This window comes from Delftia sp. NA_296.1, from assembly GCF_052692095.1.
In genome coordinates this window covers 154,021-179,745 of record NZ_JBQZGF010000007.1, presented here as the reverse complement: position 1 = coordinate 179,745, position 25,725 = coordinate 154,021, and the positions used below count along the sequence as shown (strand labels likewise).

General features: G+C 68.3%; 26 protein-coding genes and 1 riboswitch. Of the genes, 14 read left to right on the top strand and 12 right to left on the bottom strand.

Features of this window, described 5'->3' with window-relative positions:
* The first annotated feature begins 104 nt into the window (after positions 1–104).
* Entirely contained in the window at positions 105–482 is a 378-nt protein-coding gene (locus tag ACUTR7_RS18650; RefSeq protein ID WP_445609505.1) for a CidA/LrgA family protein, read from the top strand.
* Entirely contained in the window at positions 479–1,225 is a 747-nt protein-coding gene (locus ACUTR7_RS18645) for an LrgB family protein (protein ID WP_016452576.1), read from the top strand. Before ACUTR7_RS18650 ends, ACUTR7_RS18645 begins: the two co-directional genes overlap by 4 nt.
* A 120-nt stretch (positions 1,226–1,345) precedes the next feature.
* Here ACUTR7_RS18645 and ACUTR7_RS18640 read toward each other — a convergent pair whose 3' ends face one another.
* Entirely contained in the window at positions 1,346–2,293 is a 948-nt protein-coding gene (locus tag ACUTR7_RS18640) for a LysR substrate-binding domain-containing protein (protein ID WP_012204131.1), read from the bottom strand.
* A gap of 229 nt (positions 2,294–2,522) precedes the next feature.
* On the opposite strand from ACUTR7_RS18640, the gene ACUTR7_RS18635 reads away from it, so the two are divergent.
* The 3 genes from ACUTR7_RS18635 to ACUTR7_RS18625 all read left to right on the top strand — a co-directional run bounded on the left by ACUTR7_RS18635 (position 2,523) and on the right by ACUTR7_RS18625 (position 6,267).
* A complete protein-coding gene (locus ACUTR7_RS18635; protein WP_013803645.1) occupies positions 2,523–3,719 on the top strand; it encodes an acyl-CoA dehydrogenase in 1,197 nt (398 codons plus the stop codon).
* A gap of 188 nt (positions 3,720–3,907) precedes the next feature.
* Positions 3,908–5,155, top strand: coding sequence for a CaiB/BaiF CoA transferase family protein (locus ACUTR7_RS18630; protein WP_445609504.1), 1,248 nt, complete (start codon positions 3,908–3,910; stop codon positions 5,153–5,155).
* Positions 5,156–5,292: 137 nt separating this feature from the next.
* On the top strand, positions 5,293–6,267 hold the full coding sequence (locus ACUTR7_RS18625; protein ID WP_012204128.1) for a tripartite tricarboxylate transporter substrate binding protein BugE: 975 nt from the start codon (positions 5,293–5,295) through the stop codon (positions 6,265–6,267).
* Positions 6,268–6,315: 48 nt separating this feature from the next.
* Here ACUTR7_RS18625 and ACUTR7_RS18620 read toward each other — a convergent pair whose 3' ends face one another.
* Entirely contained in the window at positions 6,316–7,194 is an 879-nt protein-coding gene (locus ACUTR7_RS18620; protein ID WP_445609503.1) for a LysR family transcriptional regulator, read from the bottom strand.
* A 117-nt stretch (positions 7,195–7,311) separates the two neighbouring features.
* On the opposite strand from ACUTR7_RS18620, the gene ACUTR7_RS18615 reads away from it, so the two are divergent.
* Both ACUTR7_RS18615 and ACUTR7_RS18610 read left to right on the top strand, forming a co-directional pair.
* The gene (locus ACUTR7_RS18615) at positions 7,312–7,773 is read left to right on the top strand and encodes a nucleoside deaminase (protein WP_012204126.1); all 462 of its coding nucleotides are present in this window, start codon (positions 7,312–7,314) and stop codon (positions 7,771–7,773) included.
* 4 nt (positions 7,774–7,777) lie between these two features.
* A complete protein-coding gene (locus ACUTR7_RS18610; protein ID WP_445609502.1) occupies positions 7,778–9,013 on the top strand; it encodes a cyanate transporter in 1,236 nt (411 codons plus the stop codon).
* A gap of 6 nt (positions 9,014–9,019) precedes the next feature.
* Here the strand turns inward: ACUTR7_RS18610 and ACUTR7_RS18605 are convergent, their stop codons facing one another.
* From ACUTR7_RS18605 to ACUTR7_RS18595, 3 genes are all read right to left on the bottom strand, one after another.
* Entirely contained in the window at positions 9,020–10,243 is a 1,224-nt protein-coding gene (locus ACUTR7_RS18605; RefSeq protein ID WP_012204124.1) for a sugar transporter, read from the bottom strand.
* Positions 10,244–10,343: 100 nt separating this feature from the next.
* Entirely contained in the window at positions 10,344–10,733 is a 390-nt protein-coding gene (locus tag ACUTR7_RS18600; protein ID WP_012204123.1) for a VOC family protein, read from the bottom strand.
* 79 nt (positions 10,734–10,812) lie between these two features.
* Entirely contained in the window at positions 10,813–11,466 is a 654-nt protein-coding gene (locus tag ACUTR7_RS18595; RefSeq protein ID WP_099734370.1) for an NAD(P)-dependent oxidoreductase, read from the bottom strand.
* A 123-nt stretch (positions 11,467–11,589) separates the two neighbouring features.
* Between ACUTR7_RS18595 and ACUTR7_RS18590 the strand changes: the two genes are divergently transcribed.
* Complete coding sequence (locus ACUTR7_RS18590; RefSeq protein ID WP_043824067.1) at positions 11,590–12,525, top strand: LysR family transcriptional regulator; 936 nt, start codon at positions 11,590–11,592, stop codon at positions 12,523–12,525.
* Between the two features lie 68 nt (positions 12,526–12,593).
* On the opposite strand, the gene ACUTR7_RS18585 is transcribed toward ACUTR7_RS18590, so the two are convergent.
* Both ACUTR7_RS18585 and ACUTR7_RS18580 read right to left on the bottom strand, forming a co-directional pair.
* Positions 12,594–13,724, bottom strand: coding sequence for a branched-chain amino acid ABC transporter substrate-binding protein (locus ACUTR7_RS18585; protein ID WP_013803650.1), 1,131 nt, complete (start codon positions 13,722–13,724; stop codon positions 12,594–12,596).
* Between the two features lie 175 nt (positions 13,725–13,899).
* The gene (locus ACUTR7_RS18580; RefSeq protein WP_012204119.1) at positions 13,900–14,442 is read right to left on the bottom strand and encodes a 6,7-dimethyl-8-ribityllumazine synthase; all 543 of its coding nucleotides are present in this window, start codon (positions 14,440–14,442) and stop codon (positions 13,900–13,902) included.
* Between the two features lie 109 nt (positions 14,443–14,551).
* A riboswitch (FMN riboswitch) is annotated at positions 14,552–14,720 on the bottom strand.
* Positions 14,721–14,998: 278 nt separating this feature from the next.
* On the opposite strand from ACUTR7_RS18580, the gene ACUTR7_RS18575 reads away from it, so the two are divergent.
* Positions 14,999–15,643 (top strand): hypothetical protein, encoded by a 645-nt coding sequence (locus ACUTR7_RS18575; protein WP_099734371.1) that lies wholly within the window; start codon positions 14,999–15,001, stop codon positions 15,641–15,643.
* 97 nt (positions 15,644–15,740) lie between these two features.
* Positions 15,741–16,403: a DUF4124 domain-containing protein gene (locus tag ACUTR7_RS18570; RefSeq protein ID WP_180317769.1), complete on the top strand. Its 663-nt coding sequence runs from the start codon at positions 15,741–15,743 to the stop codon at positions 16,401–16,403.
* 1 nt (position 16,404) lies between these two features.
* Here ACUTR7_RS18570 and ACUTR7_RS18565 read toward each other — a convergent pair whose 3' ends face one another.
* Positions 16,405–17,424, bottom strand: a complete 1,020-nt coding sequence (locus ACUTR7_RS18565; RefSeq protein WP_445609501.1) for an SDR family oxidoreductase — start codon at positions 17,422–17,424, stop codon at positions 16,405–16,407.
* 69 nt (positions 17,425–17,493) lie between these two features.
* Here ACUTR7_RS18565 and ACUTR7_RS18560 point away from each other — a divergent pair, with 69 nt between their 5' ends.
* Positions 17,494–18,546: a CDP-6-deoxy-delta-3,4-glucoseen reductase gene (locus tag ACUTR7_RS18560; protein WP_012204115.1), complete on the top strand. Its 1,053-nt coding sequence runs from the start codon at positions 17,494–17,496 to the stop codon at positions 18,544–18,546.
* A gap of 91 nt (positions 18,547–18,637) precedes the next feature.
* Positions 18,638–19,606 (top strand): Bug family tripartite tricarboxylate transporter substrate binding protein, encoded by a 969-nt coding sequence (locus ACUTR7_RS18555; RefSeq protein WP_043781175.1) that lies wholly within the window; start codon positions 18,638–18,640, stop codon positions 19,604–19,606.
* 87 nt (positions 19,607–19,693) lie between these two features.
* Here ACUTR7_RS18555 and folK read toward each other — a convergent pair whose 3' ends face one another.
* The 4 genes from folK to hda form a co-directional block, all read right to left on the bottom strand.
* Positions 19,694–20,209, bottom strand: coding sequence for a 2-amino-4-hydroxy-6-hydroxymethyldihydropteridine diphosphokinase (gene folK, locus ACUTR7_RS18550; protein WP_445609500.1), 516 nt, complete (start codon positions 20,207–20,209; stop codon positions 19,694–19,696).
* Positions 20,184–21,773, bottom strand: a complete 1,590-nt coding sequence (pcnB, locus tag ACUTR7_RS18545; RefSeq protein ID WP_088166752.1) for a polynucleotide adenylyltransferase PcnB — start codon at positions 21,771–21,773, stop codon at positions 20,184–20,186. The genes folK and pcnB overlap by 26 nt, the downstream gene beginning before the upstream one ends.
* On the bottom strand, positions 21,770–22,471 hold the full coding sequence (locus ACUTR7_RS18540) for a histidinol-phosphatase (protein ID WP_012204110.1): 702 nt from the start codon (positions 22,469–22,471) through the stop codon (positions 21,770–21,772). The genes pcnB and ACUTR7_RS18540 overlap by 4 nt, the downstream gene beginning before the upstream one ends.
* 88 nt (positions 22,472–22,559) lie before the next feature.
* The gene (gene hda / locus ACUTR7_RS18535) at positions 22,560–23,258 is read right to left on the bottom strand and encodes a DnaA regulatory inactivator Hda (protein WP_026062235.1); all 699 of its coding nucleotides are present in this window, start codon (positions 23,256–23,258) and stop codon (positions 22,560–22,562) included.
* Between the two features lie 323 nt (positions 23,259–23,581).
* Here hda and purM point away from each other — a divergent pair, with 323 nt between their 5' ends.
* Positions 23,582–24,634, top strand: coding sequence for a phosphoribosylformylglycinamidine cyclo-ligase (gene purM, locus ACUTR7_RS18530; RefSeq protein ID WP_013803658.1), 1,053 nt, complete (start codon positions 23,582–23,584; stop codon positions 24,632–24,634).
* Between the two features lie 17 nt (positions 24,635–24,651).
* On the top strand, positions 24,652–25,710 hold the full coding sequence (locus ACUTR7_RS18525; RefSeq protein WP_012204107.1) for an AI-2E family transporter: 1,059 nt from the start codon (positions 24,652–24,654) through the stop codon (positions 25,708–25,710).
* Positions 25,711–25,725 lie beyond the last annotated feature (15 nt).

Here is a 25,725-nt window from a genome sequence, read left to right as displayed (position 1 = left end):
GCGCCAAGGCCAGGCCCCGGCCTGACAACGGGCGATCCACGCTCTTGCCGCACCTGCCCCTTTGGCCGCTCCCTCACCCATCTGACCCAGGAATTCAGGTTTTCATGCTGTACGCCATCACCGCCTTGTTCGCCTTCCAGTTGCTGGGGGAGGCCATCGTCCAGCTCACGGGGCTGCCGCTTCCGGGCGCGCTCGTGGGCACGCTGCTGCTGCTGGGGGCGCTGCTGCTGCACGGCCGCCTGCCCGAGTCGCTGGAGAAGGCCGCCGGCGTGCTGCTGCAAAACATGATGCTGCTGTTCATTCCCGTCATTGCAGGCGTGATGCTGGAGTTCGACCGGCTGTCGCGCGAATGGCAGCCCTTTGTGATCGCCTGCGTGGCGGGTGCGGCCATCACCTTCCTGGCCACGGCCTTCACCTTCCGCTGGTGCCTGGAGCGCCAGCGCGCCCGCGAAGCGGCCGCCAGCCAGGGAGACAAGACATGAGCGCGCTCGCCACCCACTGGCACAGCGCCTGGCAGTCGCTCTCCGGCAACGCCTCCACCGCCCATCTGCCCTGGCTGGTGCTGACCATGGCCGTCTACCTGGCGGCCATGGCGCTGTACCGCCGAAGCGGCAACCATCCGCTTCTGATTCCCGTGTTCACGGCCGTGGTCGTCATCGTGGGCGTGCTGCTGGCCACGGGCACCTCCTATGCCAGCTACCGCAGCGGCGTCTCGCTGCTGGGGCTGCTGATCGGCCCGGCCACCGTCGCGCTGGCAATTCCGCTGTACGCCCAGCGCGAGCGCATCCGCGCGCTGTGGCTGCCCATCAGCGTGGCGCTGGCCGTGGGCTGCGTGGTGGCGTTGCTGTCGGCACTGCTGATCGGCTGGAGCCTGGGAGCGACGGTGCAGACGCTGGTGGCGCTGGCGCCCAAGTCGGCCACCATTCCCATTGCCCTGCCCATGGCCGAGCGCTTTGGCGGGCCGGCCTCGCTGGCGGCCGTGGCCGTGGCCATCACCGGCATTGCGGGCACGATGATGGCGCCGCTGCTGATCCGCCTGGTGCGCAGCGATGACCCGGCCGTGCAGGGTTTTGCCCTGGGACTTACGGCCCACGCCATCGGCACGGCACGCGCGCTGCAGGTGAATCCGACCATGGGCGCCTTCTCGGCCCTGGCCATGGGCCTGAACGGCGTGGCCACGGCCGTGGTCATGCCGCTGTGCCTGGCCGTGCTGCCCTGGTTTTGAGTGCGATTGCGGGTTTTCCCCAGAGACACCCCCACAAGCCTGTGGACAAGCGCCGCCAGCAGCAAGGATAAGTCAGTTAAGTGACTGTCATCGTTGAACAATCCAAAGCCTGCTTAATTTTCAGGCAGGCCGGTGCTCCCTGGCGCGCTGCTGCAGCCATGAAGAGAACACGCGCAGGGCGGGCGCGGGCTGCGCATCGGGCGCCAGGGCCGGCGTGACCAGGTAGTAGGCACGGTTGCCGCGCAGCGGCTGCGGGCAGGCAATGATGAGGTCGCCGCGCGCCAGTTCCTGCTCGATCAGCATGGGTGGCATCAGCGCCACGCCCAGGCCCTGGCTGGCCGCCACGGCCAGCATGGAGAACAGCTCCAGCCGCATGCCGTCCAGCGCGCGCGGCGCGGCCACGCCCATGGCATCGAACCACTGCTGCCAGCCGTAGGGCCGCGTGCTTTGCTGCAGCAGCGGCATCCGGGCCACGATATCCGCCCCCACGGGCAGCCAGGCGCGACCCGGCTCGCGCGCCTGCGCCGTGGCCAGCAGTTGCGGGCTGCACACGGGCACCACCTCTTCGTCCATCAGCCATTGCGCCTGCACACCGGGCCAGCGCGCCACCTGCTCGGGCGTGCCTGCATAGAGCGCGGCGTCGAACACGGTATCGGCGAAAAGGAAGGGCCGCGTCTGCACGTCGATATGCACCGTGACCTCGGGATGCTCACGCGCCAGCTGCGGCAGGCGCGGCAGCAGCCAGCGCGTGGCGAAGGTGGGCACGGCCGCCAGGTTGAGCGGGCCGCCTTCGCCCTGGTGGGCCATGATGTCCAGCGTGTCGCGCTCCAGGCCGTGCAGCCAGCGCGAGACCTGCTGGGCGTACTGCGTGCCCGCCTCCGTCAGCAGCACGCCGTGGCGCGTGCGCCGGAACAGCTGCACGCCCAGGAACTCCTCCAGCGCAATGATCTGGCGCGATACCGCGCTTTGCGTGAGCGACAGTTCCTGCGCCGCACGGGTATAGCTGATGTGGCGGGCGGCCGACTCGAAGCAGGCAAGGGCTTGGGTGGATGGCAGGGCTCTACGCATATCTCATGAATTCAACGCACTCCAATGGCACACATCATAGGGAATAACCCGCAACATGGAATCCATACATGCGCTTTACGCATTCATGGATGAACAAACATCGTTTGCGCCACGCGCAGGCCCGCTTCTAAGATGCGTCGCAACAACGCTCCATGGCCACAGCCTGCCCGGCTTTGGCATATGGCAGCGACCCGCCCTTGACCTCTTTGTTTTTTGGAGAAATCACGCCATGGCCCGCAACAGCTTCCAATGGGATGACCCCTTCCAGCTCGACCAGCAACTGAGCGAAGACGAGCGCATGATCCGCGACGCGGCCCATGCCTACTGCCAGGAGAAGCTGGCCCCCCGCGTGCTGGAAATGTTCCGCCACGAAAAGTCCGACGTGAGCATCTTCCGCGAGATGGGCGAACTGGGCCTGCTGGGCCCCACCATCCCCACGCAGTACGGCGGCGCCGGCCTGAACTACGTCAGCTATGGCCTGGTGGCGCGCGAGATCGAGCGCGTGGACTCGGGCTACCGCTCCATGGCCAGCGTGCAAAGCTCGCTGGTGATGGTTCCCATCAATGAATTCGGCACCGAAGACCAGAAGAACAGGTACCTGCCCAAGCTGGCCAGCGGCGAGTTCATCGGCTGCTTCGGCCTGACGGAACCCGACCACGGCTCCGACCCCGGCAGCATGTCCAGCCGCGCCTACAAGGTGGACGGCGGCTACCGCCTCAAGGGCAACAAGATGTGGATCACCAACAGCCCCGTGGCCGACGTGTTCGTGGTCTGGGCCAAGGAAGTGACCGAGGACGGCCATGTGGGCGAGATCCGCGGCTTCATCCTGGACAAGGGCATGAAGGGCCTGTCGGCCCCGGCCATCCACGGCAAGGTGGGCCTGCGCGCCTCCATCACGGGCGAGATCGTGATGGACGACGTCTTCGTTCCCGAGGAAAACGCCTTCCCCGAGGTGCGCGGCCTCAAGGGCCCCTTCACCTGCCTGAACAGCGCACGCTTCGGCATCGCCTGGGGCGCCCTGGGCGCAGCCGAGTTCTGCTGGCACACGGCGCGCCAGTACACGCTGGACCGCAAGCAGTTCGGCCGCCCCCTGGCTGCCAACCAGCTGATCCAGAAGAAGCTGGCCGACATGCAGACCGAGATCACCCTGGGCCTGCAGGCCGCGCTGCGCGTGGGCCGCATGAAGGACGAGCACCAGAACGTGATCGAGATCACCTCGCTGATCAAGCGCAACAACTGCGGCAAGTCGCTGGACATCGCCCGCATGGCGCGCGACATGATGGGTGGCAACGGCATCAGCGACGAGTTCGGCGTGGCCCGCCACTTGGTCAACCTGGAAGTGGTCAACACCTACGAAGGCACGCACGATGTGCATGCGCTGATCCTGGGCCGGGCCCAGACCGGCATCGCAGCGTTTTCGAACTGAAGCTCCCCCTGAGCCGCTGCGCGGCTTCCCCCTCTCTACTTGCTTCGCAAGGGAGGGGGACGACACCCTCGCTGCGGGGCGGCCCTTGCTTGGTGTCCCTCGCTTTGGGCCGCGCCCGTTTCATGCGAAGCGGGTGATGCATGACCAAGGGTCAGCCGACGACGGCAAGACCGCACTTCTGTCTTTTCATGTCCTCCACATCCTCCGCGCCGGCCGCATTGGCTGGCATCAAGGTGCTTGATCTTTCCCGCGTGCTGGCCGGGCCCTGGTGCACGCAGACACTGGCCGACCTGGGTGCCGATGTGATCAAGGTCGAGCGGCCCGTGGCCGGCGATGACACGCGCCACTGGGGGCCTCCGTTCCTGCCGCGCGACGATGGGCAGGCCACGCAGGAGGCCAGTTATTTCACGGCCTGCAACCGCAACAAGCGCTCGGTCACCATCGACATGTCCACCCCCGATGGGCAGCAGCTGATTCGCCAGATGGCGGCCGGGGCCGATGTGCTGGTGGAGAACTTCAAGGTCGGTGGCCTGGTGCAGTACGGGCTGGACTACGAAAGCCTCAAGGCGCTCAACCCGCGCCTGATCTATTGCTCGGTCACGGGTTTCGGCCAGACCGGCCCGTATGCCGAGCGCGCGGGCTACGACCTCATGGTGCAGGCCATGTGCGGGCTGATGAGCATCACCGGCCATGCCGACGAGGCGCCCGGAGGCGGCCCGCTCAAGGTGGGCGTGGCCGTGATCGACGTCTTCACGGGCCTGTATGCCAGCAATGCCATCCTGGCCGCGCTGCATGCGCGCCAGGCCTCGGGCCGGGGCCAGCACATCGACATGGCCCTGCTCGACGTGGGCATGGCCGTGCTGGCCAACCAGGCCGCCGGCTTTCTGGCCACGGGCGAATCGCCGGGCCGTGCCGGCAACATCCACCCCAGCCTGGCGCCCTACCAGGACTTCGCCACGGCCAACGGCAACGTGCTGCTGGCCATTGGCAACGACGGCCAGTTCGCGCGCTTTTGCGCCGCCGTCGGCGAAGCCGGCTGGGCGCAGGACGAGCGCTTTGCCACCAACACCGCGCGCGTGCGCAATCGCCAGGCGCTGCTGGAGCGGATGGTGCCCCTCATGAAGACACGCGGCACGGCCGAATGGATTGCGCTGCTGGAAGACAAGGCCGTGCCCTGCGGCCCCATCAACACCATCGCCCAGGCCTTCGACGACCCGCAGGTGCGTGCACGCGGCATACGCGTCGAGCTGCCGCGCGAGGCCGGCGACGGCATCTCGCGCATCGCCGGCGTGGCCAGCCCCATGCGCCTGAGCGATACCCCGCCCGTGCTGCGCAGCGCACCGCCCTCCCTGGGCCAGCACACCGATGAAGTGCTGGGCGAGCTGGGCATTGCGCCCATGGCCATCCAGGCGCTGCGCTCGCGCGGCGTGGTCTGATCGCCAGCGCCGCGCAACACCGCCTCCACATTTCTCAGCCCAAGCACCGCCATACGAATGTCCTAAAGAATCACGCCCTCCCACCCGTCGGTGCCTCACAACAAACGTCCACAACATCCATTCAAGGAGACAACACCATGACTCACACCTCCCGCATCGCGCTCGCCGGCATCCTCGGCGCCCTCGCGCTTTCGGGCGCAGCCCATGCCCAGGGCTACCCCACCAAGCCCATCAAGCTGCTCGTGCCCTTCGCGGCCGGCGGCACCACCGACCTGATCGCGCGCATCGTGGCCGAGCCGCTGGGCCGTGCCCTGGGCCAGCCCGTGGTGGTCGAGAACAAGGGCGGCGGCGGCGGCAGCATCGGCGCGGCCGAGACGGCGCGCTCCCAGCCCGATGGCTACAGCCTGGGCATCGCCACCGTGTCCACCACGGCCACCAACCCGGCGATCAACCCCAAGATCCCGTACAACGTGCTGACCGACTTCACGCCCATCGTGAACATCGCGGCCACGCCCAACATCATTGCGGCCAACCCCAAGTTCGCGGGCAAGAACTACCAGGAGTTTCTGGCCGAGGTGAAGAAGAACCCCGGCAAGTACTCCTACGCCTCGCCCGGCAACGGCAGCATCACCCATCTGATGATGGAGATGTTCAAGCTGTCCACGGGCACCGACATCACCCACGTGCCCTACCGTGGCAGCGGCCCCGCGCTGAACGACGCCGTGGCCGGCCAGGTTCCGCTGATCTTCGACAACCTGCCCTCCGCCCTGGGCTTCGTCAAGGAAAAGCGCCTGGTGCCCATCGTGGTGGCCGCGCCCCAGCGCCTGGCAGCGCTGCCCGATGTGCCCACCTTCAAGGAAGTGGGCCTGGCCCCCGTCAACCGCATGGCCTACTACGGCATCGTCGGCCCCAAGAACCTGCCGCGCGACATCGTGGACAAGGTCAACGCCGCCACGCGCAAGGTGCTGCAGGACCCGGCCATCAAGAAGCGCATCGAGGAAACCGGCTCGCTGATCGTGGCCGACACGCCCGAGCACTTCTTTGAAGAGATCAAGGCCGAACTGGCGGTCTACAAGGACGTGGTGCAAAAGCAGAACCTGACGATGGATTGAGCCTGCGCGTCACCCACTGACCATCCCCGCCACGGCGGGGATTCTTTTTCAGGCCTCGCCAGCGGCAGGCGACAGCAACGCCTCGCACACCTCGCACAGGCGCTCAGCCAGACTCCGGCCCGGCGCCGACAACTGGGCGCGCACATGCAGTGCCACCTCCACATCAGGCACGGGGGCGAAGCCGGCCATGCCGTCGAGCAGGCGGTGGCCGGGCCCGACCAGCCTGCGCGGCAGCAGGCTGATGCCCAGGCCCTGCTCCACGGCGGCTTCCAGGCTGGCCAGGCTGGCGCTCACATAGGCCAGGCGCCAGCGCCGGCCGGCGGCATCCAGCGCATGCGTCATCTCGCTGCGGTACAGGCCGCCCTGCGGAAACACCACCAGGGGCAAGGGATCCATCCCGTGGCAGGGATGCCGCGCACTGTCTATCCAGGCCAGCGGTTCGGGCCAGCGCGCCATGCCGGGCGTGCTGCCGCTGCGCTGCTTGACGATGGCCAGGTCCAGCTCGCCGGCCTGCAGTTGCTGCCATATCGCCTGCGACAGCCCGCTGGTCAGCTCCAGGCGCAACTGCGGCTGGCTGCGCGCCAGCGCGCCCAAGGCGGGCATCAAGGCATGGCCGGCAAAGTCCTCCGGTACGCCGATGCGCAGCACGGCTTCGGTGGCGCCAGCCAACTGCTCCACGGCCTCGTCCATGAGGGCCAGGATGCGTTGCGCATAGGCCAGCAAGCGCTCTCCTTCCAGCGTGCATTCCACATGGCGCCCGCTGCGGTCCAGCAGCGTGCAGCCCATTTGCTCCTCCAGCCTGCGGATCTGCTGGCTGACCGTGGACTGGGTCAGGTGCACGCCCTGCGCGGCACGCGTGAAGCTGCCGGTTTCGGCCACGGCGCAGAAGCTGCGCAGCAGGGTGGGGTCTATGGAAGAGGGTTGCATGGGGCGTGGGCGGATTTCAGTGGCTTTGTCACTGCCCGGCATTTGATCATTTAATTTTCCAATTGATGGGCCCCGTCCTAGACTGCGGCCTCAGCTCCCGATTGCCCAGCCATCCCCATGCAAGAACAAGAACACATCCGCCTGCTGCGCCATGCCGTGCAGCTGGCGCACGACAACCGCCTGCGGGGCGGCCGGCCCTTCGGCGCCCTGCTCGCGCGCGAGGGGCAGATCCTGTCCACGGGCGTCAACGAGATCGTGCAAAGCCATGATCCCAGCGCCCATGCCGAAATGCAGGCGCTGCGCGCAGGCACGCGCGCCCAGGCCAACCCCAGCCTGGCTGGCTGCACCATCTACGCCAGCGGCCACCCCTGCCCCATGTGCCTGGCGGCGCTGGTGATGGCCGGGGCCGAGCAGGTCTTCTTCGCCTTCGACAACGCGGATGCCCAGCCTTACGGCCTGTCCAGCGAAGGCGCCTACCAGCGGCTGCGCATGCCGCTGCAGCCGCCACCCCTGCCCCTGACGCGGCTGGACACGGGCATCACGGCGGCCCAGCTGTACGGCAACGCCCCCTGGGCCTGAAGCCATGTCGTCCATTGCGCCTGCACGCACCGAGGCGCCTGCCGCAGCGCACGCCATTCCAACGGCGCTGTGGCTGGCCACCGTGGTCCTGGTCACGCTGAACCTGCGCCCGTTTCTCACGGCCATCGGCCCGCTGGGCCCGCAGATACAGTCCGCCACGGGCATGGATCTGTCCACGCTGTCCTGGCTGACGCTGCTGCCCATGGCGTTGATGGGCGTGGGCGCCTGGCTGGCCCCGGCCGCGCTGCGGCGCCTGGGTCCGCGCCGCGCCGTGGTCGGGTCCTTGGCGGTGATTGCGCTGGGCTGCGCGCTGCGCGTGGCGGGCTCCAGTGCTGCCACCCTGCTGGCCACGGCCGCGCTGTGCGGCGCTGGCGTGGCCCTGGTGCAAGGCGTGCTGCCGGGCCTGATCAAGCGCCAGTCGCCCGCACGCATGGCCCAGATGATGGGGCTGTACTCGGCCGCGCTCATGGGCGGCGGGGCGCTCGGTGCCCAGATTTCGCCGCTGGCCGTGCAATGGGGACTGGACTGGCGCTTTGCACTGGCGCTCTGGACTGCGCCCGCCCTGCTGGCATTGGCGCTGGCGCGGCATGCGCTGCGCGCGTTGCCGGGTCCGGCGCCCATGGCAGCCCATGCCTCGCAAGACACCGGATGGCTGCGCCAGCGCCCGCGCACCTGGCTGCTGATGGCCTGCTTCGGCCTCATCAACGGCGGCTATGCGGCCATGGTGGCCTGGCTTGCGCCCTTCTACCAGACGCACGGCTGGAGCCCCGCGCAAAGCGGCGGCCTGGTGGCCCTGCTGTCGGTGGCCCAGGCCAGCGCCGCGCTGGGACTGCCCGTGCTGGCTGCGCGCCATGCCGACCGGCGGCCATGGCTGGGGTTCACGCTGCTGTGCCAGATCATCGGCCTGGCCGCGCTGGCCTGGTGGCCTGATGCAGCGCCGCTGCTCAACATCGTCATCCTCGGCATCGGCCTGGGTGGCTGCTTCGCGCTGATGATGGTGGTGGCGCTCGACCATCTTCCCCACCCCACGCAGGCCGGTGCGCTCAACGCGCTGATGCAGGGCGGCGGCTTTCTGATTGCGGCGCTGGCGCCCTATGTGATCGCCCGGCTGCACCAGTTCACGGGCGGATTCGGCGCCGGCTGGCTGGCCCAGATGGCCGCCGTGCTCGTGGTCTGCGTGCTGGTGTCCCGCCTGGCACCGCAGCGCTATGCCCAGGCCATGCGGGCACCCGGCGGCTGACCCGCTTCAGTGCGCGGCCTGGAAGCCGGCCGACCAGCGCACGAAGGCCCAGATGCACCAGGCCAGGCCCAGCGCCACCAGGCCACCGCCGATCCAGCCGATGTTCTGCATGCCCGCGTGCATGCTCACCTGGCTGCCCAGCAGCGCGCCGCCGCCAATGCCGATGTTGAAGATGCCCGAGAACATGGACATGCCCACATCGGTGGCGTCGGCCGCCAGCTTGAGCACCTGGGACTGCATGGCCAGGGCGAAGCAGATCATGGCGACACCCCAGACCGAGCTCATCACGTAGAGCGATGCCTCATGGCCCGAGGCCGGCACCAGCATCAGCAGGCTGGCCGACAGCACGCCAATGGCGGCCAGCAGGAAGCCGCGCGGATGGCGCAGCCCCCACCAGCTGAACATCACGCTGCCCACGATGCCCATGCCGCCGTACAGCAGCAGCACGGCCGTGGTCACCTTGCCCTCGAAGCCCGCGATGTCCTGCACGAAGGGCTCGATATAGCTGTAGGCCGTGAACTGCCCGGTGATCACGACCACCAGCAGGATGTAGATGGACAGCAGCGCCGGGCGGCGCAGCAGCATGGGCACGCTGGCCAGGTTGCCCGCGTTCTCGCTGGGCAGGCGCGGCAGCAGCCGGGCCAGGGCCACCATGACGATGGCGGCCACCCCGCCCACGGCCAGGAACGTCGTGCGCCAGCCCAGCCATTCGCCCACGATGCGGCCCAGCGGAATGCCCAGCACCATGGCCATGGAGGTGCCGGTGGCCAGCAGGCTCAGCGCCACGGCCTTCCTGCCGGGCGGCGCCACGCGCACGGCCAGCGAGGCGGTGATGGACCAGAACACCGCGTGCGACAGCGCAATGCCGATGCGGCTGACCATGAGCGAGGCAAAGCTCCAGGCCACGCCCGACAGCACATGGCTGGCCACGAACAGCGCGAACACGCCCATCAGCAGCTTGCGCCGCTCCACATTGCGCGTGAGCAGCATGAAGGGCAGCGAGGCCAGGGCCACGATCCAGGCATAGATGGTCAGCATCAGCCCGACCTGCTCGGTGGGCATGCCAAAGCTCGCGCCAATGCTGCTGAGCAGGCCCACGGGCACGAACTCGGTGGTATTGAAGACGAAGGCGCCCAGCGCCAGCGCGATCACGCTGAGCCAGGCCTGGGCGGCCGTGGGTGTGGATGACGCGGAAACGGAGCCGGCCGCAGCGGAGACGGAAGGGGGCATGGGGAACGTGGGGCCTTTTTTGTTGCAGCGCAATATTGTGCTGCGCCATGCGACCGCCTGATGTCAGCTGCCGCGCAGGCCCCAGTGCCGCCAGGGGGACTCAGGCCGGAGGCAGGTGGCAGACGGCCTCGATGTTGTGGCCGTCGGGGTCGAGCACGAAGGCCGCGTAATAGTCGTCGTGGTAGTGCGGTCGCAGGCCGGGCTCGCCGTTGCAGCGCCCGCCTGCCGCCAGGGCCGCCGCATGGAAGTCATCGACCATGTGGCGGTTGTCCACGCGGAAGGCCACATGGATGGGCGGCTGGTTGGGCGTGCCCCCGCTGATCCAGAAATCGGGCTTGGGCGGCTCGCCGAAGCCCGCAGTGTCCGTATGGCCCGTGACTTCGGCAGAAAGCTCCATGAGGATTTCATAGCCCAGCGGCGCCAGGGCGCGTGCATAGAAATCCTTGCTGCGCTCGAAGTCCGATACGAGGATTCCCGTGTGGTCGATCATGGCTGTGCTCCTGCCTGTTCATGACGGACACCAGCATGCCATGGAGACCGCTGCGGCACCAGTGGACTGGCGCAGGTGTTCAGTAAGCGACGGTGAAACGCTGGCGCAGGTGCAGGCCCTTGTCCAGCGCGTCGACCAGGGCCACGGCCAGGTCCGCTGCCGAAATCGTGCCGGGCTGGCCATCGGCCTGCATCAGCGGCTCATCCTTGCCCGTGCGGTATTGGCCTGTGCGTTCGCCATGGTCGCCCAGATGCAGGGCAATCGGAGGGCTCAGCATCGTCCAGTCCAGGCCCTGCTCCTTTTGCAGATCGTTGAGGGCATCGCGGGCAGCCGAGGCGCCGGGCTTGATGGCGGCCGGGAACTCGGGCGTGTCCACCAGTTGCTTGCCGGGTGCGATGTAGAGGCTGCCTGCGCCGCCGACCACAAGGTAGCGCTTGATGCCGGCCGCCTTGGTGCCCGCCACGATGGCGCGCGAGCCGCGCATGAAGTCCTCATAGATGTCGGGATTGCCCCAGCCCGCGTTGTAGGCGCTGACCACGGCGTCCGCGCCCGCCACGGCGCGCTGCACGGCGGCGGCGTCCAGTACATCGGCCTGCACGGCCTGAACCCGCGGCTGGGGCGCCAGCTTGGCGGGGTCGCGCACCAGGGCCACGACCTCATGGCCGCGCTGCAGCAGCTCCTTCAATACCGCCGAACCCACAAAGCCGGTTGCGCCAATCAATGCCACTTTCATCTTCGGTCCTTTATGGCGCCAGGGCGCCTGTTCACGATGGCATTGAGATTACGCCGTTCACAATGCGTGCGGTAGACGGCAATTTTTACCAAGACCTTGAAGTGCAGCTTCACAATACAGCCCATGGATGACTACAAACGCATGGCCGTTTTCGCCGCCGTGGTGCAGCACGGCTCCATGAGCGCCGCCGCGCGTGCCCTGGGCATGAGCCCCTCGGCCGTGAGCCAGCAGGTGCGCCAGCTCGAACGCGATGGCGGCGTCACCCTGCTGCACCGCTCCACCCGGCAGATCGCGCTGACCGACACCGGCGAGCGCTACTACCAGCAGTGCGCCGCCATGGCCCAGGCCGCCAGCCAGGCGCGGGCCGAGCTGGCGGCCGCGCGCGACGAGCCCGGCGGCGAGCTGCGCCTGTCAGCCACCGTGGGCTTTGCCCGCCACATCGCGCCGGCCCTGGGCCACTGGCTGGCCCGGCACCCCGCACTGCGCCTGCACCTGGATGTGGACGACGCGCCCATCGACCTCATACAAAGCCGCATCGACCTGGCCTTGCGCTTCGGCCGGCTGGCCGATTCCGGCTGGGCCGCCCGGCGCCTGGGCGCCATGCGCAACTGGCTGTGCGCCTCGCCCGCATGGATACAGGCCCAGGGTGGTAGCGGTGCCTGGCGCCACCCGGCACCGCTGGCCAGCATGCGCTGGCTGGGCCTGGCGCGCGAGGGCCAGGGCCAGGCCCTGCGTGCCGAGGCGCGCCACCCTGACACGGGCGAGACCTACAGCCTGCAGGTGCTGCCGCATGTGGCCAGCAACAACCAGCTGTCCATCCAGCAGATGTGCGAGGCCGGCCTGGGACTGGCCCTGCTGGGCAGCATGGACGTGGCCGACACGGTGGCCGAAGGCCGCCTGGTGCGCCTGCTGCCCGACTGGGACTTCGGCGGCCTCGACATCTGGGCGGTCACCCCGCAGCGCCAGGCCCAACCCGCCAAGGTGCGCCAGGCCATCGCTGCCTTGCAGGCCTATCTGGCCCGGTTGCCGGGCGTGGTCGATGCGCCGGCCCCGGCCTGAGGATCATGGACAGCGCACGAAAAAAAGCCCGCACGGGGCGGGCATGAAAACGAAGGAAGGACGCTCGCTCAGTCGAGGGCTGTCTTCTGGCCGTTCTTGAACACGCTCAGCGTGTACGAGGGGTTCTTCATCTCGCCGTTCTTCTCGAAGGCGATCTTCGAGGTCACGCCCGAGTAGTCGGCCTTCTGCAGGAAGGGGATGTAGACCTTGGGGTCCCAGGAGTTGGCGCGCTTCATGGCGTCGGCCAGCATCATGGTGGCGTCGTAGAAGTACGGGCTGTAGACCTGGAACTGGCCGGGGTACTTGGCGTCGTAGCGCTTTTTCCATTCCGTGCCGCCGGGCATCTTGGCCAGCGAGGCGCCGCCATCGGCGCAGATCACGTTGTCCAGCGGCTTGGCACCGGCCGCCACCTTGGCCAGCTCGGGCACGCACAGGCCGTCGCCGCCGAAGTACTTGGCATCGTTCAGGCCCAGTTGGGCCATCTGGCGCAGCATGGGGCCGGCCTGGCCGTACATGCCGCCGTAGAAGATGCCATCGGGCTTCTTGGCCTTGATCGAGGTCAGGATGGCCATGAAGTCCGTGGCCTTGTCGTTCGTGAACTCCGAGGCCACGACCTTCACGCCCAGCTTTTCCGCATCCTTCTTGAACACATTGGCCAGGCCCTGGCCGTAGGCCGTGCGGTCATCGATGATGGCCACGGTCTTGAGCTTGAGCGTCTGCGCCGCGTATTTGGCCAGTGCCGCGCCCAGCGCGTTGTCGTTGGCGATCACGCGGTAGGTGGTGTTCCAGCCGGGCTTGGTCAGGTCGGGGTTGGTGGCCGCGCCCGTGATCATGGGAATGCCGCAATCCTGGAAGACCTTGGACGAGGGAATGGCCACGCCCGAGTTGAGGAAGGCCACGGCGCCGGCGACCTTGTCGTCGCACAGCTTCTGCGAGGCGGCCGTGCCCTGCTTGGGATCGGCCACATCGTCCTCGGCCACCAGCTGGAACTTGACCTTCTTGCCGGCGATCTCCATGCCCTTGGCATTGAGCTCGTCGATGGCCATGCGCACGCCGTTTTCGTTGTCCTTGCCGAAATTGGCCTGGGGACCGGACACCGGGCCGATGTGGCCGATGCGGATCACCTGCTCCTGGGCCATGGCCACGCCACCCATGCCGGCCACGACGGCCGCAATACACAACTTCCGGGACATCTTCATCGCGCACTCCTCAGTTGAAACAGGCCGTCACGTTATTCCCGTCATCGCGGCTTGGCAATGCCGCGTGACGGGGCCGCGACACTCGGCACCAACTCAGTGTTTACGAGCATCCGTCCCCACCCAAAGCTGTGCTGGGTGGCGCGCCGCAACCGGCGACGCAGGCGGCGCTTGCAACTCAGGCCGCGCGGGCCTGGCCCAGCGCCTGCACCTGGGCCAGCTGGTCCAGGGCCGCCAGGCAGGCATGGGCCACCTCCACGCCCTTCTTCACGAAGTGGGCGCGGAAGAACTCCACATGGTCGCCGTGCTCGTGGAAGTCGCGCGGCGTGAGCACGGCGGAGAACACCGGCACCTCGGTGTCGAGCTGCACGCGCATCAGCCCGTCGATCACGGCCGAGGACACGAACTCATGGCGGTAGATGCCGCCATTGACCACCAGAGCGCAGGCGATGATGGCGTCGAAGCGGCCAGTGTCGGCCAGCTTCTTGGCCAGCAGCGGGATCTCGAAGGCGCCGGGCACATTGAAGTGGCTGATGTTCTGCGCGGCCACGCCCTGGGCCTGCAGCTCGGCCGCCATGGAGTCGCGCGCCTGGTGCACGACATCGGTATGCCAGCTCGCGCAGATGACGGCCACGCGGCTGCGGCCCGCGACGGCCCTCCACGGCGTGCCCGAGGCCGTGCCGTGTGCGGAGAAATTCAAGGAGACAGGAGTCTGATTCATGGTGCTCTTTCAAGATGAGACAAATGAATCAGGGCGCGCGCCATGGCGCCGCATGGCGCGGCGCAGCCCATGGGACAACCATGGGCATGGCGCCTGCCATGCAGGTGCTGCGCGATCTCTTTCATCCGGACTGTGACCGTCGGCTCTGGCATCTCACCAGATCTGCTGACCCCGGCCGGCCTTGCGGCTTGCCGGGCGCTCGCGGGCTCCTGGACACATGCCGAAAGACAGATCCAGATACCGCCGGTGGGGAATTTCGCCCCGCCCTGAGAACGCTGCTTTGCGGCGCACGGACTGCGCACCGCCAAAGACAGAGGCCATTCTAGCCGCGCCCGCAAGCCATTGCCGCGATCGGGGCGGCAGGCGCCCTTGCGCACCACGCCTGCGCAATTCATCTGGCAACACCTACAGAATATGGGCGAATTGCTATCAAAATAGAAGCTCCGCTGTCGCACTTGTTGCCTTGCAAGGACGACCCAGGTCAACCAATACGGCCTGTCAAACGTCATAGGAAGAGATCCAGACAGGAAACACGCCTTTGCCCGGACCCCATACCATGCCCCGTTCCAACGCCCCCACCGCGCAGTCACACCAGCAGCGTGACCTGCGCCCCCTGCGCACGCTGCGCCTGCTGGCCGGCCTTGGCCTCGCCGCCCTGGTCACCGCCTGCGCCGTGCCGCCCGATGGCTACTCGGACATGGGCTCCGGCTATCCCAGCTATCCGACCTACCCCAGCTACCCCTCTGGCGGCGGCGTCATCTACCCCTCCTATCCCACGCAGCCCGCCTATCCCGACAACGGCTGGTACGAACGCCAGCGCCTGCAGCGCGAGCGCGATCGCCTGCAGTACGAGCGCGAGCGCATTCAGCAGGAGCGCAACCGCGACGCCTGGCGCGACCGCCAGGAGCGCGAGCGTGAAATGCGCGAGCGCGACCGGGACCGTGACCGCCAGGCACAGGACCGCGACCGCCAGTTGCGCGAACGCATGCAGGAGCAGCAGCGCCGCGAAGCCGAGCGCCAGCAGCGGGACCGCGAGCGCGATCAGGGCCAGCAGCAACGCGATCGTGAACGCCAGCAACGCGACCGGGAACAGCAGCAGCGTGACCGCGAGCAGCAGCAACGCGCCATCGAGCGCATGCAGCGCGAAAGCCAGGGCGGCGGCAACCCCTACCCCACGCAGGATCCGCGCCACTGGCGTTGAACGGCTGACCAGCGGCATGTCCAGCCCCCTGCGCTCCGCACCATAATCGGCAATGCACCACATCCCTGTGCCGCTTGTGATGGGAAAGGAAACCGCCATGCACCGCACCCAAGACCTTTGCCAGCGCCTGGCGCTTGTACCGATGCTTGTAACGCTGGTGGTGGCGCTCACCGCAGGCCCGGCCTCGGCACAGGTCATCCGCTGCACGGACGCCAAGACCGGCCGCGTCACCTACACCAACAGCAGTTGCAAGGACGGCGAGAACCGCGTGCAGGTGCAGGAAGCCCCCAGCCCCGAAGAGCTGGAACGCGAGCGCGCGCAGTCCGCCGCCGCCATAGAGCGCAAGAACCAGCAACTGACCCGCGAAGAGGCCGAGCGCCGCGCGCGCGCCCAGCAGCAGGAGCGCGAGGCGCGCAGCCGGCGCGAGCGCGAAAACTCGGCCCAGCGCGACAGCGGCGACTCCCCTGCCTGCCAGCAGGCGCGCCGCCGTCTGGACACCATCCTGGCCGAGTCCAATCCCGATCCCGCCACCTGGGGCCCGCGCAGCCAGGCCGCCCAGCAGCAAATGGAAATGGCCTGCCTGGGCCCCAAGGCCTATGAGCAGCTGCAGCAATCGCGCGCATTGCAGCCCAATGCCATCAACCGGCCGTGGATCGTCGGGCGCCCCGTGCCGCCGCAGCCGCTGCCGCCTTCGGCGCCCATCTCGCACTGCAACGTGTTCCGCTGCTACGACACCAACGGCGGCATCCATCCGCGCTGATTCACGCGCGCAGGCCCTGCTCCACGGTGGGGTAGCGCAGGCGCAGGCCCAGCTCGGCCTTCAGGCGCTGGTTGCGCAGGCGGCGTGACTCCCCCATGAAGCTCAGAAGGCTGGCCGGCAGCTCGCGCTGTGCCTGCTCGCGCGTGATGCGCGCGGGGCGCGGCAGGCCGTAGAGATCGGCCGCAAAGTCGAAATAGTCCCCCATGCGCAGCTGCGTATCGTCGCTGGCGTGGTAGATGCGCTGCGGCCGGCCGCGCCACAGCGCCCGCACGCAGGCGCGGGCCAGGTCGTCGGCATGGATGTGGTTGGTGTAGACATCCTCTGCGGCACACAGCAGGGGCGTGCCGCGCAGCAGGCGCCCGCGCGGCGTACCGTTTTCCCGGTCCGGCGCATAGATCCCCGGGATGCGCAAAATGCTGGCGCGCAGGCCGCCGCGCCCGGCAAAGCGCACGGCACGCTCGGCGTTCACGCGGCGCTGGGCACGCGACGTGGCCGGTGCGGGCGGGCGGCTTTCATCGATCCAGGCGCCCTCGCAGTTGCCATAGACGCCGGAGGTCGAGCCATAGACCAGGCTCGCCGGCCGGCCGCGACGGCGCAGCACGCGCAGCAGGGCCGTGGTGCGCGGGTCCAGCCACCAGCCCTCTTCGCCAGCGGGCGGATTGGGCGGCGGCGCCAGGTGGACGACGCGCGTGGCCAGGCCGGCCAGACGGCGCAGCGTGGCAGGTGCGTCCAGATCGCCCAGCAGCGGCGTGATGCCGCGCCCGCGCAGATCCTGCAGGCGCTCGGCGCCACGCGTCAGGGCCAGCACGCGCGGGCCCCGTCGTGCGACGCCGGAGCGCGCGCCGGGCGCGCCCGCCAATGCACCAGCCACGCGCAGCCCCACGTCGCCGCAGCCGACGATGAGCACGCGTTCGCGTCGAAAGCGCGCCGGCAGCGCGCCCAATGGGTTTTGGTTTGAGGGCAAAATCCTGGCCTGTTGCGAGGGCGGCCACCCGCGCGCCGCCGGTCGCGGCAGCGGCATGTCCGTCCGGGAAAGAAGATCGCCGGCGCGCTCCACGCGCCCGCCAGCGCCCCCGAGGATACCGAGAACATGACCGAGATAGCCAACGCTTCCCACGAAATCACCGTACAGCCCAGCGGCCGCGCCTTCGCCACGCAGGGCAGCGAGACCATCCTGGCCGCCGCCATCCGCTCCGGCGTGGGCCTGCCCTATGGCTGCAAGGACGGTGCCTGCGGTTCCTGCAAGTGCAAGAAGCTCAGTGGCGATGTCACCCATGGCCCGCATGCCGACAAGGCGCTGACCGCCCAGGAAGAGGCCGACGGCTATGTGCTCACCTGCTGCGCCAGGCCAGCCACCTCGGTGGTGCTGGAGTCGCGCCAGGTCACCGATGCCAGCGCCTTTCCCATCAAGAAAATGCCCGTGCGCGTGGCCACGCTGGAGAAGAAGTCGCACGACGTGATGCAGGTGCGCCTGCAACTGCCCGCCGCAGACAAGTTCCGCTACCACGCAGGCCAATACGTGGAGTTCATCCTGCGCGACGGCGCCCGCCGCGCCTACTCCATGGCCACGGCCCCCCACGTGCAGGACACGGCGCCGGGGCTGGAGCTGCACATCCGCCACATGCCGGGCGGCAAGTTCACCGACCATGTGTTCGGCGCCATGAAGGAAAAGGAAATCCTGCGCGTGGAAGGACCGTTCGGCAGCTTCTTCCTGCGCGAAGACAGCGACAAGCCCGTCATCCTGCTGGCCTCGGGCACGGGCTTCGCCCCCATCAAGGCGCTGCTGGAGCACATCCGCCACAAGGACATCCACCGCTCCGTCACCCTGTATTGGGGCGGCCGCCGCCCCGAAGACCTCTACATGGATGCCTGGGTGCGCGAACAGGCCGAAGCCATGCCGCAGCTGTGCTACGTGCCCGTGGTCTCGGATGCCCTGCCCGAAGACGCCTGGACCGGCCGCACGGGCTTCGTGCACCAGGCCGTGCTGGACGATTTTGCCGACCTCTCGGGCCACCAGGTCTATGCCTGCGGCGCGCCCATCGTGGTCGATTCCGCGCACCAGGCCTATGTGCACCAGCGTGGACTGCCCGACGAAGAGTTCTACGCCGACGCATTCACCACGGAAGCCGACAAGGCAGCCTGAAGCCAGGACAGATCAATCAATACGCAGAAAAACTGCTCTGCATACCTGCGCGCAGCCAGGTGTCGCAATTTTTTTGCACAATAGCGCCCCTATGAACCGTAGAAACAGCCTTCTCTCGGTCATGGCGGCCGCTGCTGCCCTGGCCTCCCCGCTTGCCCTGGCGCAAGAGCCCATCCGCCTGATCGTGCCCTATGCGCCCGGCGGTCCGCTGGACATCACCTCGCGCGCGCTGGCCGAGCGGGTGCGTGACTCCCTGGGAGTGGTGATCATCGACAACAAGGCCGGCGCCGGCGGCAACATCGGTGCCGACGCCATTGCCCGCGCCACGCCGGACGGCATGACCATCGGCCTGGCCGCCACGGCCACCCATGCCGTCAATCCCTGGCTGTACGCCAAGATGCCCTATGACGCGGGCAAGGACTTCGCCGGCATCACCCAGATGGTGCGCGTGCCCAATGTGCTGGTGATGAACGCGGCCCGTGCCGAGCAGCTCAAGATCCACAGCGTGGCCGACCTGATCGCCTACGCCAAGGCCAACCCCGGCAAGCTCAACTACGGCAGCGGCGGCAACGGCAGCGCGGGCCACCTGGCCGGCGAAATGCTCAAGCAAAAGGCCGGTATCTTCGCCCTTCACGTGCCCTATCGCGGCGCCAACCCGGCCCAGCTGGCCCTGCTGTCGGGCGAGGTGGACTTCAACATCGACAACCTGGCCGCCGCTGCACCCAACATCCGCTCGGGCAAGCTCAAGGCGCTGGCCGTGACCACGCTGAACCCCACCACGCTGCTGCCCGGCGTGCCCGCACTGTCCAAGACCTTCCCCGGCTTTTCCATCGACACCTGGTGGGGCCTGGTGGCCCCGGCCGGCACGCCCAAGCCCGTGCTGGACAAGCTGAGTAAGGCCTTTGGCGATGCACTGGCCGCGCCCGAGACCAAGACCCGCTTCGAGACCCTGATGGCCGAGCCCGTGTCCTCCACACCCGCCGAATTCGACAGGTTCATGGCCGCCGAGCGCGCCAAGTACCAGCCCATCGTCAAGGCCTCCGGAGCGAAGGTGGACTGAGCCGATCCACCGCGTCCCGACTGGCAAAAAGCCGCAGCCGCCCTCAGGGCGCTGCGGCTTTTTCATTCAGGCCACTACTGTCGGGATTCAGGCTTGTCGGAGATGCCAGCCAGGCTTGTGCGCCAGGCGGATGCCCTGTCCCGCCACGGCCTGCAGTTGCGCGGGCGTGATGCGCTCTGGCGCGATCTCGGCCAGCGGCACGAGCACGAAGGCGCGCTCGTGCATGCGCGGGTGCGGCACGCTCAGGCGCGGCAGCGCGATGCGCTCGTCGTCCCACAGTTCGATGTCCAGGTCCAGCGTGCGCGGCGCGTTGCGGTAGGGACGCTCGCGGCCGGCCGCCAGTTCGATGGCCTGCAGCGCATCGAGCAGCGCCAGCGGCTGCAGCGTGGTGTGCACGGCGGCCACGGCGTTCAGGTAGTCCGGGCCGCTGGAATCGACGGGTGCCGTGCTGTAGAGGGAGGACACGGCCACAAGGCGCGTGCCCGGCAGGCCGCCAATGGCCTGCAGCGCCTGGGCCAGCGCCTGGCCCCGGTCGCCCAGATTGGCGCCCAGGCCAATGGCGACCCAGTGCCCCGGCTCAGTCATCCCCACCCACGGCGCCATCACCACCGCCCTGTGGCTTGCGGCGACGGCGGCGGCGCTTCTTGGGCGCTGCCCCTTCCTCACCTTCCACCTGGGGCAAGGCGGCGGCAGGTGCGTCGGCCTGCTGCGCTTCGCCAGCGCCGGCGTCCTCGCGCGCAGGGCGGGCCTTGGCCACGCGGTGCACCTTGGGCTCGGCGCTGCGCTGGCGGGCGCGCTGCTCGTCGCGGGCCTGGGCGATCAGGTCGTCGCGGCGCGCGTCGTCGGCGTTCTGGAATTCCTGCCACCAGCTGGCCAGGCTTTCATCGACCTCGCCGATGTCGGCGCGCAGGCGCATGAAGTCGAAGCCCGCGCGGAAACGCGGCTGGGCCACCAGGCTGAATGGCGTGGCGCCGGTGCGCTTGTCGAAGCGCGGCTGCATGACCCAGATCTCGCGCATGTCGGCGGCCAGCTTGCCGCGGCCCGAGACATCGCCGATGCGCTGGTCGAACACTTCGTCGATGGATTCCTGCAGCGCGGGGAAGGGGTGCTGGCGCTGGTTCAGGCGGCGTTCCCAGCCGGTCTTGACGTCATGCCACAGCACGCAGGCCAGCAGGAAGCTGGGCGCCACGGGCTTGCCTTCCTCGACACGGCGGTCGGTATCGGTCAGCGCGGCGCGCACAAAGGGCTGCTCCGCGCGCTCGACCACCACATCCAGCAGCGAGTAGATGCCGCGCGCCAGGCCCAGGCCGCGCAACTGCTCCACCGAAGCCAGCGCGTGGCCGGTCTGCAGCAGCTTGAGCATTTCATCGAACAGGCGGCTTTGCGGCACATCGGCCAGCAAGGGCTCGCATTCCACCAGGGGCTTGGCGGTCTTGGGCTCGATCTTGAAGCCCTTGCCCGCCAGCTTGGCCGCGAAGCGCACGGCGCGGATGATGCGCACCGGGTCTTCGCGGTAGCGCGTGGCCGGGTCGCCGATCATGCGCAGCATGCGCTTCTTGGCGTCGTCGATGCCCTTGTGATAGTCCACCACGATCTGCGTGCGCGGGTCGTAGTACATGGCGTTGATGGTGAAGTCGCGGCGCGTGGCGTCCTGGTCCTGCGGGCCCCAGACGTTGTCGCGCAGCACGCGGCCGCTGGCGTCCACCGCATGGTGCATGCCGGCGAGCTGGGCCTTGCTGGTGCGCTCGTTGCCGCTCACGGCCTCGGCCGCGCTGTTGTCCAGGAAGGCGCGGAAGGTGGAGACTTCGATGACCTCGTTCTCGCGTCCACGGCCATAGACCACGTGCACGATGCGAAAGCGCTTGCCGATGATGAAGGCGCGGCGGAACAGGCCCTTGACCTGCTCGGGCGTGGCATTGGTGGCCACGTCGAAGTCCTTGGGGCGCAGGCCCAGCAGCAGATCGCGCACGGCGCCGCCGACGATGTAGGCCTCGTAGCCGGCGTCCTGCAGCGTCTCGACCACGTCGATGGCACGCCGGTCCACCAGGTTGGGGTCGATGCCGTGCACCTGCACGGGCACTTCCTGGCGCTTGCCGAAGGGGGACTTGCGGGCGCGGGGGGCAGCCGAGGTCTTGCCCAGCAGCTTGTCGATGATGTTCTTGATCATGGTGCTTCGCCAAACAGGTCCAGAATGCGCCAGCCACGTTCCTGGGCCAGGGCGCGCAGCCGTGCGTCGGGGTTGGTGGCCACGGGGTGGTCCACGCGTTCGAGCAGGGGCACGTCGTTCCAGGAGTCGCTGTAGAAGAAGCTCTCCACGCCGCCCCAGTCCAGGCCACGCGCATCCAGCCACTGCTGCATGCGCTGGACCTTGCCGTCGCGCATGCTGGGCGTTCCACGGATCTCGCCCGTGAACCAGCCCTGGGCGTCGCGCTCCAGTTCCACGGCAATCAGCTCCTGCACGCCCAGTGCGGCTGCGATGGGGCGCGTCACGAACTCGTTGGTGGCCGTGACGATGATGATCTGGTCGCCCGCCTGCTGGTGCGTGCGCAGCAGCTCCAGTGCCTGGGGACGGATCGCGGGGGTGATCACCTCGCGCATGAAGCGCTCATGCGCCTCGCCGGCCTGTTGCGCGCCACGGCCGCAGAAGGCCTCGGTGGCAAAGCGCACATAGTCGTGCACGTCGAGCGTGCCAGCCTGGTAGTGCGCGAAGAACTCGGCGTTGCGGCGGCCGAACTCGGCCGGATCGGTCCAGCCGATGCGCGTCGTGAACTCGCCCCACTCGTAGTCCGAATCGAGCGGCAGCAGCGTATGGTCCAGGTCGAACAACGCCAGCCGGGGCCGGAGTTGCTTCTGATCAGAGGTCATGCATATCCTAAAAAAATGGGTCCCGCGCTGCCCTTGCAACGCAGGCTCCGCCGGCTCCCGCAGTCCCTGCCCACACGAGAATGTGGGCTCATTCGGTTTCCAGCATCGTCTTGAGCAACGGAATGGTGATGGCGCGCTTGTTGCGAAGCGCAAAGCCGTCGAGCATGTCGAGCAGCTGCATCAGGCTGCCCAGGTCGCGTGAGAAGCGCTTGAGCATGTAGTCCATCACATCGTCGCCCAGAAAAACGCCACGGGCATCGGCCTCCTGGCGCAGCACCGCGCGGCGCGCGGTTTCATCGAGCAGTTGCAGCTGGAACACATGGCCCCAGCCCAGCCGCGTGCGCAGATCCTCGCGCAGCTTCAGGTCGGCCGGCGGCAGGGGGCCGGCTCCCAGCACCCAGCGCGGCGAGCCCGTGGCCGGGCTCGTCGCATTCACGAACCAGTTGAAGGCCCGCGCCTGCTGCAGCGGAGTGTAGATGTCCACGTCGTCCATCAGCACCGCCGCCCAGCGCTCGTCGAACGGCGGCGGGAACAGGGTGGAAGCATCCATCCAGCCCACCATGGCGCCCTGCTCGCGCAGCGCCTCGCGCACGGCCTTGAGCAGGTGGGTCTTGCCCGAGCCCGACTCGCCCCAAAGATAGGTGGGTACCGGCGTGCGGGCGGTCTGCATGCGGCCGTCGCCCACCCAGTGGCGCAGATGATCGATCACTGCGGCATTGGGACCGACGAAAAAGCGCGACAGCGTCGGACTCGACGCCATGCTGATATCCAGAGCCAGCTGCTTCATCTGCGACATACGCGCAGCGCCCCCTTTCCTGTGTCCAGGCGGGTCCATGCGGCAAAAGCAGGCAGAGGAATCGGCAACGGCATTGGGTTGAGAGCAAAGACAGGCCCGCCTCGGCGCAGCGCTGCGGCAAGGCGGACAACGCCCGGGAGCTCCCGGGCGGACGAGGGATTTTAGTCTGCGCGGCGCCCGGCACGGCGGCAGCCGGCCCGCATGTGCAACGAAAGCCCCCTCGAAGCCCACTGGCGCGCGCGCCTGCCGGCGGCCGGCGCCGTAGAATCCCGGGGTTCCAGCCCGGCATCGGGCCTACCGCACCGTACCCATCCATGAGCTCTTCTGCCCCCTCCTCTACCCCGATTTCCTACAAAGACGCCGGCGTCGACATCGTCGCTGGCGATGCGCTGGTCGAGCGCATCAAGCCGCTGGCCAAGAAGACCATGCGCGAAGGCGTGATGGCCGGCATCGGAGGCTTCGGCGCGCTGTTCGAGGTGCCCAAGCGCTACAAGGAGCCCGTGCTGGTCTCGGGCACCGATGGCGTGGGCACCAAGCTCAAGTTGGCCTTCGAGTGGAACATGCACGACACCGTGGGCATCGACCTGGTGGCCATGAGCGTCAATGACGTGCTGGTCCAGGGCGCCGAGCCCCTGTTCTTCCTCGACTATTTCGCCTGCGGCAAGCTGGACGTGGACACGGCCGCTGCCGTGGTCGGCGGCATTGCACGCGGCTGCGAGCTGTCGGGCTGCGCACTGATCGGCGGCGAAACCGCCGAAATGCCCGGCATGTACCCGGCCGGTGAATACGACCTGGCGGGCTTTGCCGTCGGCGCCGTCGAAAAGTCCAAGATCCTCACGGGCCAGAGCGTGGCCGCAGGCGACGTGGTGCTGGGCCTGGCCTCGGCCGGCGTGCACTCCAATGGCTTTTCCCTGGTGCGCAAGTGCATCGAGCGCGCCGAAGCCCAGGGCAGCCTGCCCGAATCGCTGGACGGCAAGCCGTTCAAGCAGGCCATCATGGAACCCACGCGCCTGTACGTGAAGAACGTGCTGGCCGCACTGGAGCAGCACCCCATCAAGGCGCTGGCCCACATCACCGGCGGCGGCCTGCTGGAGAACATCCCCCGCGTGCTGCCCGAAGGCCTGGCCGCCCACCTGGATGCCGGCAGCTGGCCCCAGACCGAGCTGTTCGCCTGGCTGCAGAAGACGGCCGGCATCGACGCCGTGGAAATGAACCGCACCTTCAACAACGGCATCGGCATGGTCGTTGTCGTGCCCGCCGAAGCTGCCCAAGCCACGGCCGCCACGCTCAAGCAGCTGGGCGAGACGGTCTACACCATCGGACGCATCGCCGCACGCGGCGAGGGCGAGCCTGTCGAGGTCCGCTGACCACGGGCCCGCAGCGCATGACCCAGCACCTGCCCTCGCCCATCATCTCCCCGCAGCCCGCGCCCACGCGCGGCGTGACGCTTTCCAGCTATGTGCTGATGGCAGGCGCCCTGCTGCTGATCATGTGGCAGGGCCTGTTGCCGGGCATGCTCTGTGTCTGCGTGGGCTTTCTGGTCACGCGTGCCCTTGCCGGGCTGCTGGCACGGGCCCAGCCCAAGGCCCGGCGCGGCTCGCTGCCGCGCTGGACCCAATTGGTGGCAGCCACCATCGTCATTCTTGCGCCGCTGGCCCTGCTGAGCGGCGCGCTCTCGCATACACGCACCTACATCACCGACGCGCCGCAGCAGTACCGCGAGCTGCTCGACTATCTGGCCCACACGGTGCTGGAGCTGCGTGACAAGCTGCCCGCCGACATGGCCGACCAGTTGCCGGACGGCGCGCAGGAAATCCAGCACCTGCTGGCCAGCTACCTGGCGGCCAAGGCCGGTGCCCTGGCCCATGCGGGCCGCGCCTGGCTTACCGGCCTGCTGTACGCCTATGTGGGCCTGATCATCGGCGCGCTGGCCGCCGTGCGCCCCATCACCACGCGCCGCCCGCCCCTGGTGGCTGCGCTGCGCGAACGCATCCGGCTCATGGGGCTGGCCTTCCGCCAGATCGTGGCGGCGCAGTTCTGGATTGCGGCCTTCAACACCTTCCTGACGGCCATCTTCCTGCTGGGCGTGCTGCCGCACTGGAACCTGACCCTGCCCTACACGCCAGCCCTGATCACGCTGACCTTCATCGCGGGCCTGGTGCCCATCGTGGGCAACCTGCTGTGCAATGCGGTGATCACCATCGTGGGGCTGTCGGTCTCCCCGGTGGCCGCCGCGGCCTGCCTGGGCTTTCTGATCCTGATCCACAAGGCCGAGTACGTGATCAACGCCAAGGTGGTGGGCCAGCGCACGCACATGGGCGTTTGGGAGCTGCTGGCCGTGATGTTCGTGGCCGAGTCGGTGTTCGGCCCCGCAGGCCTGGTGGCGGCGCCGCTGTTCTACGCCTATCTCAAGAAAGAGCTGGAAGCCGTCCGGCTGGTCTGAGCAGCGCTCCGACCC